This is a genomic window from Microcoleus sp. A003_D6 (genome assembly GCF_036702825.1).
In the GTDB taxonomy this organism is placed as follows: domain Bacteria; phylum Cyanobacteriota; class Cyanobacteriia; order Cyanobacteriales; family Microcoleaceae; genus Microcoleus.
Genome location: NZ_JAUBWA010000012.1, coordinates 26,182 through 43,324 on the forward strand (window position 1 = coordinate 26,182; position 17,143 = coordinate 43,324).

Sequence of the window (17,143 nt, forward strand, 5' to 3'; positions counted from 1 at the left end):
TAACTTTTAACTATTACTTATGCCGTTAATTCGCGTCCCCAAACCTTGGGAAATTCTCGACTCCCAAATTACCCCAGAAACAGCCTTTCTCAACCGCCGCCGCTTCATGACAAATTTAATTGGCGCAGGCGTGACAGCTTCGCTGCTGCCGCTGACCGGCTGCAAAAGCAATACTAGCTCAAAAAATGCTTTGGAGCAAAGCTCAACCCAAGTATATTCGGGATTGAGCCGGAATCCTGCCTTTGCGAAAGTCGATCGGGCGATTACCGACGAAGCCTTAGCTACAAAATACAACAATTTTTACGAATACGGCGGCACAAAATCTATTTGGGAAGCTGCTCAAGCTTTGCCAACAGAAAACTGGAAAGTAGAAGTAGCCGGTTTAGTAAAAAATCCCCGCACTTATGATATTGACGACCTCTACAAAAAATTTCCCATCGAAGAAAGAGTTTATCGATTTCGCTGCGTAGAAGCGTGGGCGATGGTAGTTCCTTGGGTCGGATTTCCCATGAAATTGTTGATGGCTGATGTCGAACCGACATCGAACGCTAAATTCGTTCGTTTCACATCATTTTACGACCCCAAAATTACCAAAGGTGCAAGTGTATTTTCGCAATTTTATCCTTGGCCGTACACCGAGGGAATGCGAATCGAGGAAATGGCAAACGATTTAGCATTTTTTGCCACAGGCTTGTACGGCAGAAAACTACCCAAGCAAAATGGTGCACCGCTGCGGCAAGTAATTCCTTGGAAGTACGGTTTTAAGGGCGCAAAGTCGATCGTAAAAATTGAATTTGTCGAAAAACAGCCCGCCACTTTTTGGAATACAATCGGCCCCAACGAATACGCCTTTGAAGCAAATGTCGAACCAGACAAGCCGCACCCCAGATGGTCGCAGGCCAGCGAACGGGTAGTCGGCCCCGGTAACAGTTGGTCGTGGGAAACTCGCCCGACTTTGCCCTATAACGGTTACGGCGAATATGTGGCAAGTCTTTACAGTTAATTACAGCAAATTGTAGATCGAGGGCGGACACGCACCATCCACCGCCCCTACAAAAATCAGTTTCTCTCTTTCTCTTTCTCTGCGTTCTCTGCGGTAAAAAAATATTTCAGATTCACTTCAAAGAGATGAAATACAGGACACGGCAGTGCCGTTTCCCTACCCGATATCTGTAGAGAATTTTTGCTAAGTCAAAGTTAAGATTAAAATCCAAATTACTTTATTTGAGAGACGATCGAGTAAGTTAAAGAAAATTAAATCAGCGTTCATCAGCATTCATCAGCGGTTTAAAAAAAATATTTAAGCTTCATCTAAAATCTCAAATCAACTGACAAATTCCTCTACTCTCTGCCAAACTCGCTCCAATAAATCCGGCGTGCTAACATCAAACCATTCAATTTCAGGATAAGCCCGAAACCAAGTCCGCTGTCTCTTCGCAAATTGCCGCGTGTGCAAAATTGTTAATTCTTTGGCTTCTTCCAGCTTAATGTCACCCGCCAAATATTGTTTCATTTCCTGATATCCCAGCGTGTTTAACAGTGGCAAGTCGCAGCCGTATTTTTTACACAAATATTCTACTTCAGCTATCCAACCGCGTTCTAGCATTTGTTCGGTGCGCTGTTGGATACGATCGACCAAAACATCAATCTCACAATCCAACCCTATTTGTAAAATAGGATAATTGGGAGGATTTTCGCCCTGCTGCTCGGAAATAGAGCGACCCGTGACATAAAATACTTCCAGTGCTCTTAAAGTTCTGACGGAATCATTGAGGTGAATTTTCTCAGCGGCAGAGCGATCGACCTGCTGCAACATCGCGTAACATTGAGATTGTCCGAGTTCTGCAAGTTGCGATCGCAATTCGGGCATCGGCGCTACTCTCGGAATTTTCAAACCGCGCACGATCGATTTAATATATAAGCCCGTCCCACCAACCAACAACAGGGGAGGAGAAACAGGAAAATCGACATCAGCAATTAATTTTTGAGCTTGCTGTTGGTACTCTGCTAGTGTCAGAGTTTCTGTCGGATCGCAGATGTCAATCAAGTGATGCGGTACAGAAGTGCGATCGACCTTTGTAGGTTTTGCCGTTCCGATGTCAAATTCGCGGTACACTTGACGGGAGTCCGCACTCAGAATCGAGGATTGCAGCCTCTGAGCTACAGCCACAGCCACTCCCGACTTCCCCGTCGCCGTCGCCCCACAAATCGTAATTAATCTAGGCATAAGCTGTCGCACATTTCCCTATAAAAACTCTCAAATCCTCTCCTATCAATGCTTTCCCCTCTCTCGCTTCACTGATTCACCGCGCTGCGCCTGGGGAGTCGCGAAGCAATATCAAAACTATTCCCCTCCGTCCCCCTAATAAATTTCCATTCAGAAAGCCCTAGCATCGCCATTAACCGTTTTGTGCTATAATTTTAGAAGTTTTCCTATTTTAGAAGCTTTTGGGGCTTTAGACCTCATTATTGGAGCTATTTTTGTATGACCAGCAGCTACAGCGCCGACCAGATTCAAGTTCTCGAAGGTCTCGAAGCAGTCCGCAAACGACCGGGGATGTACATCGGTACCACCGGCCCGAAAGGACTCCACCATCTAGTTTACGAGGTTGTGGACAATTCCATTGATGAGGCGCTGGCTGGCCACTGCACTCACATCGAGATTGACATCAACGCCGACGGTTCCGTTACCGTGACAGACGACGGCCGGGGTATTCCGACCGGCATCGTTGCCAAGACTGGCAAATCGGGAATAGAAACAGTAATGACTGTACTCCACGCCGGCGGTAAATTTGGCGGTGGTGGCTACAAGGTTTCTGGAGGATTGCACGGTGTAGGTATTTCTGTTGTTAACGCGCTGTCCGAGTGGGTAGAAGTGACAGTTTGGCGCGACCAAAAAGAACATTTACAGCGCTACGAAAGAGGCAATCCAGTTACTGAACTTACTGCCAAGCCCAACAAAGGCAATCGCACTGGCACTTCAGTTTCTTTCTTGCCAGATACTCAAATATTTAGCACGGGCATTGAATTTGATTACACTATACTCGCGGGGCGCTTGCGAGAATTGGGTTACTTGAATGCGGGCGTTAAAATTACCTTTAGCGACCACCGTTTGGAACTGCTCAAAAGTAGCGAACCTCGCATCGAAACATACTGTTACGAGGGCGGAATCAAGGAATACATCGCCTACATGAACCGCGACAAGCAGCCCCTGCACGAAGAGGTGATCTACGTGCAAGGAGAACGCAACAACGTGCAGATAGAAGTGTCTTTGCAGTGGTGCGTCGATGCTTTTAGCAGCGACAACGTTCTCGGTTTTGCTAACAACATTCGGACGATCGACGGTGGTACACACTTAGAAGGTTTGAAGGCAGTCTTGACGCGGACGATGAATTCGATCGCCCGCAAGCGCAACAAAATCAAAGAAAACGAGCCCAACCTCGCAGGCGAAAACGTTCGCGAAGGTTTGACAGCAGTGATTTCGGTCAAAGTCCCAGACCCGGAATTTGAAGGTCAAACTAAAACTAAGCTAGGAAATACAGAAGTTCGGGGAATTGTCGATTCCTTGGTAGGCGAAGTATTGACCGAATATTTAGAGTTTCGCCCCCAAGTAGCTGACGCTATTTTGGAAAAAGCAATTCAGGCATTTAAGGCTGCTGAAGCTGCCCGCCGTGCCCGCGATTTAGTCCGCCGCAAATCGGTCTTAGAATCGTCTCCATTGCCCGGAAAACTGGCAGATTGCAGTTCCAGAGACCCGTCAAAATCGGAAATTTATCTTGTGGAAGGGGACTCGGCCGGCGGATCGGCAAAACAAGGGCGCGATCGCCAATTCCAAGCAATCCTGCCTTTGCGCGGTAAAATTCTCAACATTGAGAAAACAGACGATGCCAAAATCTACAAAAATAACGAAATTCAGTCGTTAATTACAGCCCTCGGTTTGGGCATCAAAGGCGAAGAATTCGATCCGGGTCAATTGCGGTATCACCACATCGTAATTATGACTGACGCTGACGTAGATGGGGCCCACATCCGCACGCTGTTGCTAACATTTTTCTACCGCTATCAGCGAGCACTTGTAGAACAAGGTTACATCTACATTGCTTGTCCTCCTCTCTATAAAGTGGAACGGGGACGCAATCATTACTACTGTTACAGCGAACGTGAAAGGAACAGTCTCATCCGCAATGAATTTCCGGCGAATGCTAACTATACCGTCCAGCGGTTCAAAGGTTTGGGCGAAATGATGCCGACACAGTTGTGGGATACAACGATGAACCCAGAAACTCGGACGCTGAAACGGGTGGAGATTGAAGACGCTGCTGAGGCCGATCGCATCTTTACGATCTTAATGGGCGATCGTGTCGCCCCCCGCCGCGAATTCATCGAAACCTACGGCCCCAAACTCAACCTCCTCGACTTGGACATCTAAGTTAGTTGACAGTTGGCAGTAGTCAGTTGACAGTTGGCAGTAGTCAGTAGCCATCGGTCATCAGTCATCAGTCATCAGTCATTCAGTAGCCATCAGTCATCAGCGACTAACTAATGACTAATGACTGATGATTCATCCTCGCCAGCAAACAACTGCCAACTGCCAACTGCCAACTGCCAACTGACTACTGACTACTTTTGTTATAAAAATTAATACAATCTCTCATCAAATCGATCTAAGGTAAATGCTTAGGTAATTTTGAGATTTTTGGCGCATCCATCAACTACCACAAAAATAGAAGGTTGGACAATATAGCGTCAGGAACCTCGGCCTTAAGGCACGAGGCTTGCGGGAGAAATCCGGTAAGCCATTCTGACCAGACTAAGGCTTAACTGCCTACGTTTTGAGAGTCACGACACCCCGTGGATGCGTAGCTAGTCAAGAGCTCTGTCCGAAGCAATTAAACAGTTCTAAGGTCACGCTTTACAGTGTTGCAGGTCTAACAAGTTCTCAAAACATTGACCGACAAGCTAACATTACCCCGCAAGGGAGGCTCTTTGGAGCAGAATACTATGCGTACAGGATTGGAAGATTTGAAACGGTAACTGTCCCGTTGAAAGTGCAACACAAAGGTACACCGACTCAACCAATTCGCCCGGCGGTAGTAAATCAAAAATGTAAAGCCGTCCTCAAAGGACGGGGTTTCTACCCAGAATTTTGATGAGCATCAATTTAGCTACCAAATTGCGTGAGGGAACGAAAAAGTCCCACACAATGGCAGAAAACGTCGGTTTTGTCAAGTGTTTTTTAAAAGGCGTTGTAGAAAAAACTTCTTACCGGAAGTTAGTAGGAAACCTCTACTTTGTCTACTCGGCAATGGAAGAGGAAATGGAACGCCAAAAGCAGCATCCGGTTGTTTCAAAAATTTACTTTTCCCAGTTGAATCGCAAACAAAGCTTAGAAAAAGATTTGTTTTACTACTACGGTGCGAATTGGCGCGAACAAGTAGCTCCGTCAGCCGCAGCAAAAGCTTATGTGGAGCGCATTCGCGAGATTTCGGCGATCGCACCGGAACTGTTAGTAGCTCACTCTTACACTCGCTACCTTGGCGATTTATCCGGCGGACAAATCCTGAAGGGAATTGCCCAGCGCGGGATGAATCTTTCCGACGGAGAAGGCACTGCTTTCTATGAATTCCAGGATATTCCTGATGAAAAAGAATTCAAGGCTAACTACCGTCAGGCAATGAATGAACTGCCGATTGACGAAGCAACAGCAGAGCGAATTGTTGACGAAGCTAATGCAGCTTTTGGCATGAACATGAAGATGTTCATGGAGTTAGAAGGCAATTTGATTAAAGCTGTCGGTCAGATGCTTTTCAATACCCTGACGCGGAAGCGCGGCGGCGGCAGTACCGAATTGGTTACTGCTGATTGAACCAATACTCATTGGCAATAATTTGAGCCTCGTTTAAGAGGAAAAACTTAAATCCTGGGGGTTTGATGGCTGCTTTTACAGTCACCAAAGCTCCGGGATTTTGCATGGCGGGCGATCGGCTTTTTAACTCACAACTCAACACTCACAACTCCAAGATATTTAACGCCCGATGCCGCGATTAGGAGGCTCCTCGTCCGGGACAGGCAAAGAAGTTGGCCTTACCTGCCGCTCCAAATACTTGCTCAAAGCGTAAGCGATATCCCCGCGAGTCATCGGCTTCAAAGGATTAATTTTATTAGTTCCGAGTTCCACATTAACAAACCCTTCATAAAGTGCAGTAGCCATAGACTTTCTAGCCCAATTAGGGATTTCGCCTGCATCTGGATACTTAGCTAAAATCTCGGCAACACTGGCGTCAGGAAACTGAAAAACCCCGTAAGCTTGAGCAAAAATCGCCAAAGCTTCAGCGCGAGTTACCCTTTGATTTGGAAAAAACAGTCCGTCGCGATATCCACTCATCGTGCCCGTTTTCAAAGCAGTTTGAATCGCACTGTAAGCCCAGTAACTCTTAGGTACGTCCGGCAATTCCCTATCCGGTTTCTGAGCAGTTTTCCGCCGTTCCAAACCAAAAGTTTTGACTAAAATTACCGCCAAATCGGCGCGGCTGAGAATGCCCTCAGCATTAAAATTGCCGATCGCATCTTTATTCATCAATCCTGCACTCACAACCCGGTCGATCGGGTCAATTATTTGTTGAGCTTTAACCGCCATTGGCACTCCTTGCACTATCGCGATCGCAAAAAAAACACATACTAACTTTTTCACGATTGATATTCCGGTATTTTATATTAAAATAAAACATTTGCTTCCGGCAAAGCGCCCTGCATTTTACCCAGCCAATCAATCAAATTATCCAACTGCTTTTGGGCGCTCAAAACTGCCATACCCCGAATAGTAACCTTCCCCTTGCTGTAGACAAAACGAGAGCGCAAATGTTCGGGCAAATTAGCCTTGAGCAAATTCCAAGCAGGTTCCTCCATCGGCGTTTCCAAAACAATGTGCTGCTTATTTTCCGGTTTAATGCGAGAAAAACCGATTTGCTTAGCGATTTGTTTGAGTTCGACAACCCGGATAAGTTGCTGGGCCGAAATAGGAATGGGGCCGTAGCGATCGCACCAATCGGCCCGAATCTGCTGCAACTCTTCTAGAGTATTAGCAGAAGCCACAGACCGGTAAGCGCTCATCTTTTGATCCAAATCCGCGATGTAATCAGCAGGAATAAACGCTGTCAAAGTGAGGTCGATTTGCGTGTCCTCCACTTTCGGAATTTCCTGACCCTTAATTTCGCGAATAGCTTCCTCTAACATTTCAGCATACAAATCAAAACCGATCGCCTCCATTTGACCCGACTGTTCAGTACCCAAAACATCACCCGAACCCCGAATTTCCATATCTCGGACGGCCAACTGATAGCCCGAACCCAACTGCGCGAACTCTTGAATTGCCCGCAGCCTCTGCCTTGCAGCATCCGACAGTTGGTTCTGCTTCGGATAAAACAGCCAAGCGTGAGCTTGAATCCCCGCGCGTCCCACCCGTCCCCGCAACTGGTATAGCTGACCCAAACCGAACCGCTGCGCGTCTTCAATCAAAATTGTATTGACTCGCGGAATATCCAAACCCGACTCAATAATCGTCGTGCACACCAAAATATCGAACTGGGCCGCGCTGAAAGTCAGCATGATAGATTCTAGTTCCGAAGCCTCCATTTGACCGTGGGCGATCGCAATTCTCGCCCCCGGAACCATCTCCTGCAACGTATCCGCCAACTCCTCAATCCCCTCAATCCGGGGCACCACATAAAACACCTGACCGCCCCTGTCCAACTCTTGACGAATTGCCGTCCGCACCGCTTCCAAATTGTAGGGGGATAAATGCGTCTGAATCGGACGCCGACTCGGTGGCGGAGTCGCAATCAAACTCATCTCGCGAATCCCCGACAGCGACATATACAAAGTGCGGGGAATCGGCGTTGCGGTGAGAGTCAGCACATCTACTTCAGTTTTCAAAGCTTTAATCGCTTCCTTTTGCTTGACCCCAAACCGCTGTTCTTCGTCCACCACCAACAAGCCTAAATCCCGAAATTTAATCGCTTTGCTCAAAACAGATTGAGTACCGACAATCACGTCTAACTCCCCAGTTGCCAAACGCTTGTGAATCTCCCGGCGTTCGGTTTCTGTGCGAAAGCGATTGAGCAAACCAACTTCTATCGGATAAGGAGAAAAACGCTCCGAGAGCGTGTGATAGTGCTGTTGGGTTAAAATCGTCGTCGGTGCGAGCAAAGCCACCTGCTTGCCCGCTGTAACCGCCTTAAAAATAGCTCTCAGAGCGACTTCTGTCTTGCCAAAACCGACATCGCCGCAGACCAGGCGATCCATCGGTCGATCGCCCTCCATGTCGCGTTTCACATCCTGAGTTGCCTTCAACTGATCCGGCGTTGGTTGGTAAGGAAAAGAATCCTCTAATTCTTGTTGCCAAGGCATATCGGGAGGAAAAGCATAACCTACTTGCTTAGCTCTTTTAGCATAAAGATTCAGCAAATCCACTGCCAATTTTTTAACAGCTTTGCGAACTTTTGTTTTAGTTTTTTCCCAAGTTTGACCAGTCAGTTTGTTGAGATCCGGTACTTTATCGCCTACAGTCCGAAACCTCGACAAAGCCCCCAACTGGTCGGCCGCCACCCTGAGAGTACCGTCAGCGTATTGCAGCACCAAATATTCGCGAGTTTCGCGATCGATCGTCAAGCGTTCCAACTTGAGAAACTTGCCCACTCCGTGCTGGCGGTGAACCACAAAATCGCCCGGACTCAGCTTGTTCGGGTCAACTTTTTTAGAAGCAGCGCGGCGGCGCTTGCGGACGTAGCTAAAAGTTGCCAGGGAATGCTGACCGTAAAATTCCCGATCGGTAATTAAAACTATCCGAAAAGTCGGCAGAATAAACCCTTCCAATTCTGCCAGCCCGCTGTACTTCAAGGCGACGGGAATGTGCTGCAACTGCAACTTGTCGATCGCCAAATAATCGCGCGGATTCACCACAAACTGAGCCGGACAGTCGTGTTCCGACAGCAGAGAAACCGATCGGCTCGGTTGAGCCGAAACCAGAAAAATGGTAAAACCCCGATCGCGCTCTTCCCTGAGCATTTGAGACAGCTTCGCAAATTGGTGAGGCATCACCGGCACGGGACGAGAAGCCAAATTGATCGCAGCCGGTAGCGGGTCGCCCTCTGTAGAGCTTTGAGCTTTTTTAGCAGTAGAATCTTCTGCCAATTCTGAAAGTTCAAGTCTGTCGAAAGCTGCGACATCTGCCATTGATTCAGCAAAAGTGCGGTGAATTTTCGGAACTTTCAAATTAGCAATTGGTAACTTTTCGGTTTCCCCACCCGCAACTTCCGTTTGCCGATCGCAATTTTCCCACTGTTCCTGTGCGTTCTCGAACCAGCGGTCGCTGTGAGCTTCGCACCCTTGGGGTTCGTCAACTACAACTAAAGTATTTTCGGGCAAATAATCCAACAAAGACGCAGGTTTCTCAAAAGCCAAACCCAACAGCCTGCGGACAAATTTTTCGGCTTCATTGTCTGTGTCAAGAGAGCCTATTTGGTTGATTTCGTCAAGATTTTTTTCTGCTAAAACCGCTTTAATAATTGCGTTAAAGTTAGTAGGAGTTAAAACTAACCGATCGACCTTATCGAGCGATCGCTGGTTCGAGGGATCGAACTCCCGCAGCCGATCCAAACTATCCCCGAACCACTCCAGCCGCACCGGCAACTCGGCAGCCACCGGAAACACATCGACAATATCGCCCCGGCGACTCCACTGGCCCTCCATTTCGACCAGAGTCACCCGATCGTACCCCATCGAGGCAAGTTGGCGGTCAAGTATCTTCGAGTCTTGAACCGCACCTCGATTCAGTGTCAGACAGTAGGGTTCAAAAGCACTTATAGGTGGCAAGTGAGGCTGGAGAGCTCTTTCTGTAGCTACAATCGCGATCGGCTTAGACGAATTGGCGATTTTTTCTTCCTTGTCTACCAAATCCGCCAGCACCTGCATTTGTCCCCAAGTCATTTCGTTCTCGTCGGAGTAAGATAGCTCGTAGGGCGAAGCCTCCGAAGTCGGGTAAAAATGTACGGTTTGCCAGCCCATCGCCTCTAAAGAGGCCACCCAGCGGCCGGCTTCTTCGAGAGTTGCCGTCACGGCCAATAAGTTTCGCCCCTCTTGCTGTGCGAGGGCGGAAGCTACCAAAGCTTTAGGCAAGCGGGCGATGCCGGACAGTTGCACGCAGTGATGCCGTTTGAGCTTGTTGAGAAGTTCTGTTGCTAGGGGCGATCGCCCCAGGGTACGAATTATCGAAGAGAAAGTCATCAAAAAGATGGGTAGAAACCCCGTCCTTCTAGGACGGCTTTATATTGTCTTTTTTTTTTTGATTACTACCGCCGGGCGAATTGGTTGAGTCGGTGTACTTTTGTGTTGCACTTTCAACGGGACAGTTACCGTTTCAAATCTTCCAATCCTGTACGCATAGTATTTGCTCACTCAGAGCCTCCCTTGCGGGGTAATGTTAGCTTGTCGGTCAATGTTTTTTAAGCTTTTTAGGCTAGCAGCACTGTTTCAGTGACCTTAGAACTGTTTAACCACTAGCGACAGAGCAGGGGACTAGCTTCGCATCCCAGGGTGTCGTGACTCAAAAAACGTAGTCCGCAAAGGACTTAGGCTGGTCAGGATGGCTTTCTAGATTTCTCTTTCAAGCCTCGTGCCTTCAGGCCGAGGTTCCTGACGCGGTGTTAATTTTAATCCCCGATGGGCGAAGGCTCTTCCTCGCTACCTACTAACTAAGTTCGATTGTACGACAAACATCTATCATTGCGGCGATCGGCTTTTGGTAATTCCACTGAACTGCGGGTAGATTTTTGCTACAGGTCTTCTCTAAATATCTCGAACTTGCGATCGCGATCGAGCCAGTTCCGTTAATATAGGGCCAGGTTGAGAAACAATTTCGATTTTGCGATCGAGATTCGCAGCTTCCAGACCTCTCCTGTGACTGCACCCAAAGACGGATACCCTGCCACGTACTCAAGTTGTGAAGATCGAAGAATTTTAGACATTAGGGAAATCCCCCAGATACTGGCGGCCTCGTCAATCTAAAATCTAAAATCTAAAATCTAAAATCGACTAACCGGGCACAGCGCTTTGCCGTTACTACCGAAAATTTTAGAAATGTCCCCAAGTACCGATATTCTGATTGTTCTCCTGCTGATTTTCCTCAATGGCTTGTTTGTGATGTCAGAGATGGCCATCATCTCTGTACGGAAGGTGAGACTGCAACAGATGGCCAACCAAGGTTCGATCAATGCCCGTGTAGCCTTGGATCTGGCTAATGCCCCCAATCAGTTCTTGCCGACAGTTCAAATCGGGATTACGATGCTGGCCATTCTGTCGGGCGCTTTCGGAGAAACGACAATTGCTAAAAGGGTAGAGCCTTTGTTGCGGCTGATTCCTGCCCTCGCGCCCTACTCTCAGACGATCGCCTCAGTAGTGGCAATTTTAACGATCACTTATCTGACCTTAATTATCGGCGAACTCGTGCCGAAGCGGCTGGCGCTCAACAACCCAGAGCCGATCGCCTCAAGCGTAGCAATTCCCATGCGAATGCTCTCAAAAATTGGCGCTCCTGCGGTTTATCTGTTAAGTTATTCCACTGACTTAGTGATGCGGATCATGGGGATTGTGCCTTCAACTGAACCGCAAGTTACAGAGGAAGAAATTAAAGTTTTAATCGAGCAAGGAACAGAGGCCGGAACCTTTGAAGAAGCCGAACAAGACATGGTAGAAAGAGTGTTTCGTTTGGGCGATCGGCGAGTCAGCGCCTTAATGACCCCGCGTCCCGATCTTACCTGGCTCGATCTAGATGATTCAGTGGAAGAAAACCGCCAAAAAATGCTCGGCAGCGGTCATTCTCGGTTTCCCGTGTGTCAGGGAGGACTCGACAACGTTGTCGGTTTAGTACACGTTACCGATATGCTGTCTCGGACTTTAACGGGTCAACCCCTGGACTTAAGCGCTTCTTTACGAAGACCGTTATTTGTACCCGAAAGCACGCGGGGTTTAAAAGTATTAGAACTTTTCAAACAATCTAGCAATCAAATTGCCTTGGTGGTAGACGAATACGGCGTCATTCAAGGATTGGTTACAGTCAACGACATTTTAGTCGAACTCGTTGGCGACTTTCCCTCGATTGAAGATGCTGACGAACCTCAAACCGTGCAGCGCGAAGACGGTTCTTGGCTGTTAGACGGAATGCTAGCAGTCGAAGATTTTTTTGAGCTGTTTGGAATCGAAGAGTCAGCCGAACACAAAGGAAGTTATCACACAATGGGCGGTTTTGTGATTACAAATTTGGGCAAAATTCCCACCGCAGCCGAGCATTTTGAATGGAACGGTTTGCGCGTGGAAGTAGTCGATATGGACGGCAACCGAGTTGATAAGATATTGGTAATGCCGATCGAGCCAACGGGCGATCGACCTAGAACCCAACCAAAAACCTAAAATTTGAACTCAGCGGTAAGGTGCGCATTGCGCACCCTACATCCACAATCAAGCGGATATTTCAGACTTACTTCTTTTTGCTTCTAGCCTCATCCTTCCGCAAAGATTCCAGAATAGAACTGCCCACATAATTGCTAAAAACCACCTCTCCAGCTTTATTGTAGTGGCAACAACTATCTACATAAACAGCATCTTTTGTCTTGTCGAACACATTAACCCCATTCAAAATATTAATATTATTTTTTTGTAAATTCGGTAATTTACTCAAAAGAGCCGGATATCCAAGTTCAACAGCCTTAGCATAAGGAGTCTCATTGTTAAAAGCAATTCGCTTCTCAGCTTCACCAAACACCCTTTTCGTCTGATAATATTGATTCGGCTGGAGAACTTGAAAATAAGGCACATTACTAGCAGACAATACTTTGTGCATAAAAATAGAACTTTTAGCCCAATTCCATGCCATTTGTTCAAAAGCTGCGGAATCCTCTAAAACCGACTTATTTTTATTAATATAAATCACGCTGCCTTCGTCATCTTGTTGATTTTGGCCGCGTTCTTTTTCAAACGCAACTACATCTTTGCGATAATTGTTGACTAAATTTTGAACGTACACCGAAGTCAAAGCATCGCACGCAGCGAAAGAGCAGTGTTGCAAACTTTCCAAACCCTGATTAATCTTAGTTTTATTTTCTTGAATTCTGAGAGTTGTTTGCATAGCCTTGGTAGAAAGGCTATTATTCGCCAAGCTAGTCAGCGGCAGAATGTGTTGAATGCTGGGCATCGCCAGATTAATTTGATTTTTATTGTTTAAATTAGAAAGTGCTACTTCATTAAAGCCATCTATGTTGACGACCATATCTAATTCTTGACCTAAAGCCAAAAAGTAGTTTAAAATTAGCAACTGCTGCGGCTGTTTGTAGCCTCCCGTAGCAAAAGACAAAATTACAAATTCTTTATCTTGTAAACCTGGCAACTGTTTCAGGTATTGAGGTAAAATTTTGTTTTGAATTTGAAAAATGGAATAATCGGAAGCCACGGAACCGCCAAAAATTCCGATAATAAATTGATTTTTCTTATTTTTTTTAAACGGGTAATCGTAAGGAGAGATAAATCCGTAGTTGTTAACCTTAAAACCAGGCCGAAAGTCAGCACTGGGTTGTTGAATAAACCCAAAGAAAGGATGAAATCTTTCGACAATAGACTGATTCAGCCGCACTCCTTCTAAATTAATTCCTAAATCCGACTTATTTTGCGTCTTTTCTCTAGTATAGAAAAATTGCTTGTGCTTGACAAAATACCATCCCAGGGAACCGAGTTCCACGAAAATAAGTAAAAGCGCGAAGTTAATCAAAGCAATTTTTAGGGTTTCTTGGGTTTTGCTAACAAACTTAAAATCTTTCATGAATATCTATTTCGACTCTCTTACTACTTTAATAATGGAACTAGACACATAGTTTGCCAATACTTCCTCTCCTACTGAATTATAGTGACAGCAGGCATCTTTGTAAACCGTCTCTTTTGTATTGTCGAAAATATTCACTGCGCTAAAAATATTAACCCGATCTTTTTGCAGATCGTCTACTTTGGACAACAGCACCGGATAACCTTTTTTCACCCCTTCAATGTAAGGACTCTTGTTGTCGATCGCGATTTCGTTTTCCTTGGCGGTAAACGCTCGCTTAGTGGGATAATACTGGTTGGGCTGGATAAAGTGAAAATAGGGGATATTTCTAGTTGATAAAATTTGATTCATCCCGATCGACGATTCGTACCACAGCGAGGCTATTTTGTCAAAAGCAGCGGCATCCGGCAAAACAAAGTCAGCTTTGGGAATATATACTATACCGCTATTTGCCGTCTCTGGGTTGGATTGTTTTACTTGTCGGTCGTACTTGACAACTGCTTGCTGGTAACTGTTGACTAATTGTCTCACTTGTAGCGAGGTAACAGCGTGACACAAAGCAAGTTGACAAGTTTGCAATTTGTCAATACCTGCTTTCAATTGTTTTTTGTTTTCGTTAATTTGCACGATCGAACTCATCGCTTCCGGTGACAAGTTGTTGTTGGCTAAACCAGTCAGAGGCTGTATGTGCTGAACGCTGGGCATTCCTATTTCTACTTGGGCTTTGTTGTTCAAATTTGACAGCGCTACTTCGTTAAAACCGTCAATATTGATGACTATATCTAACTCTTGACCCAAAGCCAGAAAGTAATTTAAAATTAATAATTGTTGGGGCTGCTTGTAGCCTCCATTGCCAAAGTTTAAAACAATAATTTCCTTGTTGGCAAATTCTGGATCGGTCTTCAATTTGTTAGAAAACCTTCGAGTCACGTATTCATCAACTGCAAAATTATTGGCAACTGAACCGCCAAAAACTCCGATAATAACTTGATTTTTATTGGTTTTTACAAACGGATATTCGTATAGTGAAAAAAAGCCCTCTTTGTTGACTTTTAACTTTAATTTTTCATTTGTGAAAGCACCTTGTTTGAGTACATATCCAAAAAGTGGGTGCAGTCTTTCTACGATAGATTCATCAAGTCTAATGCCGATTCTTTCAATATCTTCTACTACTTTTTCTTTGGCTTTAGTTCGGGTATAAAAAAACTGCTTTTGGTTGATAAAATAAAAAGCGAGCGACAAAGCTTCCAGACAAATAAAAGCGATCGCCAAATTGACAGCGATTAAAACCGATAGATTTTTGCCTTTTTTTAATAGCGTTGAATCTTTCATAAAATTAGACAAATTATGGTTGACGCTTTGGCAGTTGAGACTGCTTCAATTGTTGGCAGAAATTTTGGTTGATTTTGATGCTGGCCAGTCGGTGTCCGATTTCGTTCCAGTGTCCGCCGCAGGGTACAGAATTGTCAAAACCGTGGACGCAAACTTGATACTTTTCAGTATAACCTTGGAACTGCTCGGCTAAAGTTAATACCCGAAAACCCTCGCGCGCGCCCAATTTTTCCAGCCTCCTGTCGGGATAAAACAAATCCTGAATATTGTTTTCCTGCATAAACTTTTTGCGCTTCGCCGGATCGCGCTCGACTTGGATCGGATCGCCGATAACTACCAGCAAGAAATCAGCATTTTTCTGCACTACTTCATTCCGCATCGTCACAATCAAACCCTCCGTCACCCTCCAAGCATTTTCCCAAACAGCATTCTCCGGCGGCTTGAAATTCTTGGCACTCAAAGCCGTAAAATCCTCAGACAACTGCCGCTTTTTCCGCTCTAAATCCGCCTTTTTCACAACCTGCAAAATCCTGGAATTGCTGACAAGCCACCCCGGTAACTTGTCAACAAACGAAACAGCTTTCTCGTTGCGATCGATCGGCGCCAGATTGCGAAAAGACATATCCGGCACTAACTTACCGCTAGCATCATACACAAAAAATGGTCGGTAAAGGTCGTATTCCAATTTCGGCGAATTATTAATGACATCATTGCCAGTAAAAAAGGCAAGCACTACAATATCGGGATTGTAATCCCACACATTTTTTCGCAACATAACTAATTCTTGAGCTGTGCTGTAACCCTGCACTCCGAAATTAATTACCTCAACATTTTTTCTCCCCTTGATGGCCGCGCAATTGCCCAATTTTCGTTCCAATTTCGACCAGAAAGTTTGTTCGACAGGTACGTGAATTGCTTCGGTGAAAGAATCGCCCAAAACTGCCACCCGCAAGGTATTTGGAGGTTTTGCTTTTGTGTGTTCGCGATCGCGCAAACCCTCGCTATTCACCTGCACAAAACTCGCACCTTCCCCATTCCACTCGCCCGACACACCAGGTTTCAGCTTCCAGCCCAAGTTCGGATCGGAAGTGTGAAAACCAGTTGGCGCGGAGTCTGCGAAATCTCCTATTTTGGGATAGCCTTCAATCCTCGCAACTCGCAATCCAATTTCACCAATTATCACCCCCATCAATAAACCGCCGAGTGTCAAACCTAAATTGACACCCAAATTTTTCAACTTGCTCATTATTTCAAAACAGGGTGTAAATAAATGGAGCAATCACAGAACCCTGACTCAATACAATCAAAGCTCCCAAAAATACTAAAGTCACAATTAACGGCAGCAGCCAATACTTTTGGCGTTCTTTCATAAACGCCCACAAATCTTTGAGAAAGTCTAATGTTGATTCAAACACTTAGAAAGGACGCTCCATACTAACTTTTGTTCTTGCTTTACTCGGGACGCGGTAAGTATCCATTTTAGGATTGAGTTTCCGCCGCATAGCATCTTCACCAAATAGGCCTTTGATAACTCCCATCGGCCAAACTATCAGGTAAAAAACTATCCCTAGGACGATCGGCGTTTCGATTTTGTTGAGAATCAGTCCAAAGCGCATCCAAGCGTGATAAACGGGATTGAGCGATTTCGGCGCAACTAACGCTAACACAATTAGCACTGCGCCGACAATCCAGGGCCACCAAGGTATAGAATGCCGCCGCAGTAAAGGTACTGCTAAACCGAACAGCACTGCAATCAGCCCGCCAATTAGCAGTCCGAAATCGCGCAAGCCTTTTTTATCGAGTTTTTTAATTTCGTCGCTCATGGGGAAGAAGGAAGAGGGAAGAAGGAAGAGGGAAGAAGGAAGAGGGAAGAGGTATGAACAATCCTCTAAAACTCTTGATAAATCTCGCTTGTATCCGAGGCCCGATCCCCCTAAATCCCCCTTA

General features: G+C 45.9%; 13 protein-coding genes. 4 read left to right on the forward strand and 9 right to left on the reverse strand.

Going from position 1 to position 17,143, the window contains the following annotated elements; translation table 11 throughout:
* Positions 1–19 precede the first annotated feature (19 nt).
* Positions 20–1,003 carry a protein-methionine-sulfoxide reductase catalytic subunit MsrP gene (msrP, locus tag QUB70_RS05825; RefSeq protein ID WP_332978939.1) on the forward strand — a complete coding sequence of 328 codons (984 nt, stop codon included), beginning with the start codon at positions 20–22 and terminating at the stop codon, positions 1,001–1,003.
* 321 nt (positions 1,004–1,324) lie between these two features.
* On the opposite strand, the gene miaA is transcribed toward msrP, so the two are convergent.
* Complete coding sequence (miaA, locus tag QUB70_RS05830) at positions 1,325–2,227, reverse strand: tRNA (adenosine(37)-N6)-dimethylallyltransferase MiaA (RefSeq protein ID WP_332978940.1); 903 nt, start codon at positions 2,225–2,227, stop codon at positions 1,325–1,327.
* A gap of 258 nt (positions 2,228–2,485) precedes the next feature.
* On the opposite strand from miaA, the gene gyrB reads away from it, so the two are divergent.
* Together gyrB and QUB70_RS05840 are read left to right on the forward strand one after the other, a co-directional pair.
* Positions 2,486–4,429: a DNA topoisomerase (ATP-hydrolyzing) subunit B gene (gyrB, locus tag QUB70_RS05835; protein ID WP_332978941.1), complete on the forward strand. Its 1,944-nt coding sequence runs from the start codon at positions 2,486–2,488 to the stop codon at positions 4,427–4,429.
* A gap of 720 nt (positions 4,430–5,149) precedes the next feature.
* A complete protein-coding gene (locus QUB70_RS05840) occupies positions 5,150–5,866 on the forward strand; it encodes a biliverdin-producing heme oxygenase (protein WP_332978943.1) in 717 nt (238 codons plus the stop codon).
* Here QUB70_RS05840 and QUB70_RS05845 read toward each other — a convergent pair.
* Genes QUB70_RS05845 through mfd form a run of 3 tightly spaced genes read right to left on the reverse strand, consistent with a single transcriptional unit; the run spans position 5,853 to position 10,281 of the window.
* Positions 5,853–6,008: a hypothetical protein gene (locus QUB70_RS05845; RefSeq protein ID WP_332978944.1), complete on the reverse strand. Its 156-nt coding sequence runs from the start codon at positions 6,006–6,008 to the stop codon at positions 5,853–5,855. The genes QUB70_RS05840 and QUB70_RS05845 overlap by 14 nt on opposite strands.
* A 17-nt stretch (positions 6,009–6,025) precedes the next feature.
* Positions 6,026–6,691: an S-layer homology domain-containing protein gene (locus QUB70_RS05850; protein ID WP_332978945.1), complete on the reverse strand. Its 666-nt coding sequence runs from the start codon at positions 6,689–6,691 to the stop codon at positions 6,026–6,028.
* A gap of 23 nt (positions 6,692–6,714) precedes the next feature.
* Positions 6,715–10,281, reverse strand: a complete 3,567-nt coding sequence (gene mfd / locus QUB70_RS05855; RefSeq protein ID WP_332978946.1) for a transcription-repair coupling factor — start codon at positions 10,279–10,281, stop codon at positions 6,715–6,717.
* Positions 10,282–11,133: 852 nt separating this feature from the next.
* Between mfd and QUB70_RS05860 the strand changes: the two genes are divergently transcribed.
* Entirely contained in the window at positions 11,134–12,462 is a 1,329-nt protein-coding gene (locus QUB70_RS05860; protein ID WP_332978947.1) for a hemolysin family protein, read from the forward strand.
* 67 nt (positions 12,463–12,529) lie between these two features.
* Here QUB70_RS05860 and QUB70_RS05865 read toward each other — a convergent pair whose 3' ends face one another.
* From QUB70_RS05865 to QUB70_RS05885, 5 genes are read right to left on the reverse strand one after another with little or no spacing between them, the layout of a single operon-like run.
* Positions 12,530–13,864 carry a hypothetical protein gene (locus tag QUB70_RS05865; RefSeq protein WP_332978948.1) on the reverse strand — a complete coding sequence of 445 codons (1,335 nt, stop codon included), beginning with the start codon at positions 13,862–13,864 and terminating at the stop codon, positions 12,530–12,532.
* A 6-nt stretch (positions 13,865–13,870) separates the two neighbouring features.
* Positions 13,871–15,196, reverse strand: a complete 1,326-nt coding sequence (locus QUB70_RS05870) for a hypothetical protein (protein WP_332978949.1) — start codon at positions 15,194–15,196, stop codon at positions 13,871–13,873.
* A gap of 13 nt (positions 15,197–15,209) precedes the next feature.
* Positions 15,210–16,442 (reverse strand): SGNH/GDSL hydrolase family protein, encoded by a 1,233-nt coding sequence (locus tag QUB70_RS05875; protein ID WP_332978950.1) that lies wholly within the window; start codon positions 16,440–16,442, stop codon positions 15,210–15,212.
* A 4-nt stretch (positions 16,443–16,446) separates the two neighbouring features.
* A complete protein-coding gene (locus QUB70_RS05880; RefSeq protein ID WP_190734603.1) occupies positions 16,447–16,611 on the reverse strand; it encodes a DUF5989 family protein in 165 nt (54 codons plus the stop codon).
* Positions 16,612–17,019 carry an SxtJ family membrane protein gene (locus QUB70_RS05885; RefSeq protein WP_332978951.1) on the reverse strand — a complete coding sequence of 136 codons (408 nt, stop codon included), beginning with the start codon at positions 17,017–17,019 and terminating at the stop codon, positions 16,612–16,614.
* Positions 17,020–17,143 lie beyond the last annotated feature (124 nt).

Bases quoted from the DNA above. Each gene is read 5' to 3' on its own strand.
- msrP (WP_332978939.1), top strand. From the start codon at position 20: ATGCCGTTAATTCGCGTCCCCAAACCTTGGGAAATTCTCGACTCCCAA.
- miaA (WP_332978940.1), bottom strand. From the start codon at position 2,227: ATGCCTAGATTAATTACGATTTGTGGGGCGACGGCGACGGGGAAGTCG.
- gyrB (WP_332978941.1), top strand. From the start codon at position 2,486: ATGACCAGCAGCTACAGCGCCGACCAGATTCAAGTTCTCGAAGGTCTC.
- QUB70_RS05840 (WP_332978943.1), top strand. From the start codon at position 5,150: ATGAGCATCAATTTAGCTACCAAATTGCGTGAGGGAACGAAAAAGTCC.
- mfd (WP_332978946.1), bottom strand. From the start codon at position 10,281: ATGACTTTCTCTTCGATAATTCGTACCCTGGGGCGATCGCCCCTAGCA.
- QUB70_RS05860 (WP_332978947.1), top strand. From the start codon at position 11,134: ATGTCCCCAAGTACCGATATTCTGATTGTTCTCCTGCTGATTTTCCTC.
- QUB70_RS05865 (WP_332978948.1), bottom strand. From the start codon at position 13,864: ATGAAAGATTTTAAGTTTGTTAGCAAAACCCAAGAAACCCTAAAAATT.
- QUB70_RS05870 (WP_332978949.1), bottom strand. From the start codon at position 15,196: ATGAAAGATTCAACGCTATTAAAAAAAGGCAAAAATCTATCGGTTTTA.
- QUB70_RS05875 (WP_332978950.1), bottom strand. From the start codon at position 16,442: ATGAGCAAGTTGAAAAATTTGGGTGTCAATTTAGGTTTGACACTCGGC.
- QUB70_RS05885 (WP_332978951.1), bottom strand. From the start codon at position 17,019: ATGAGCGACGAAATTAAAAAACTCGATAAAAAAGGCTTGCGCGATTTC.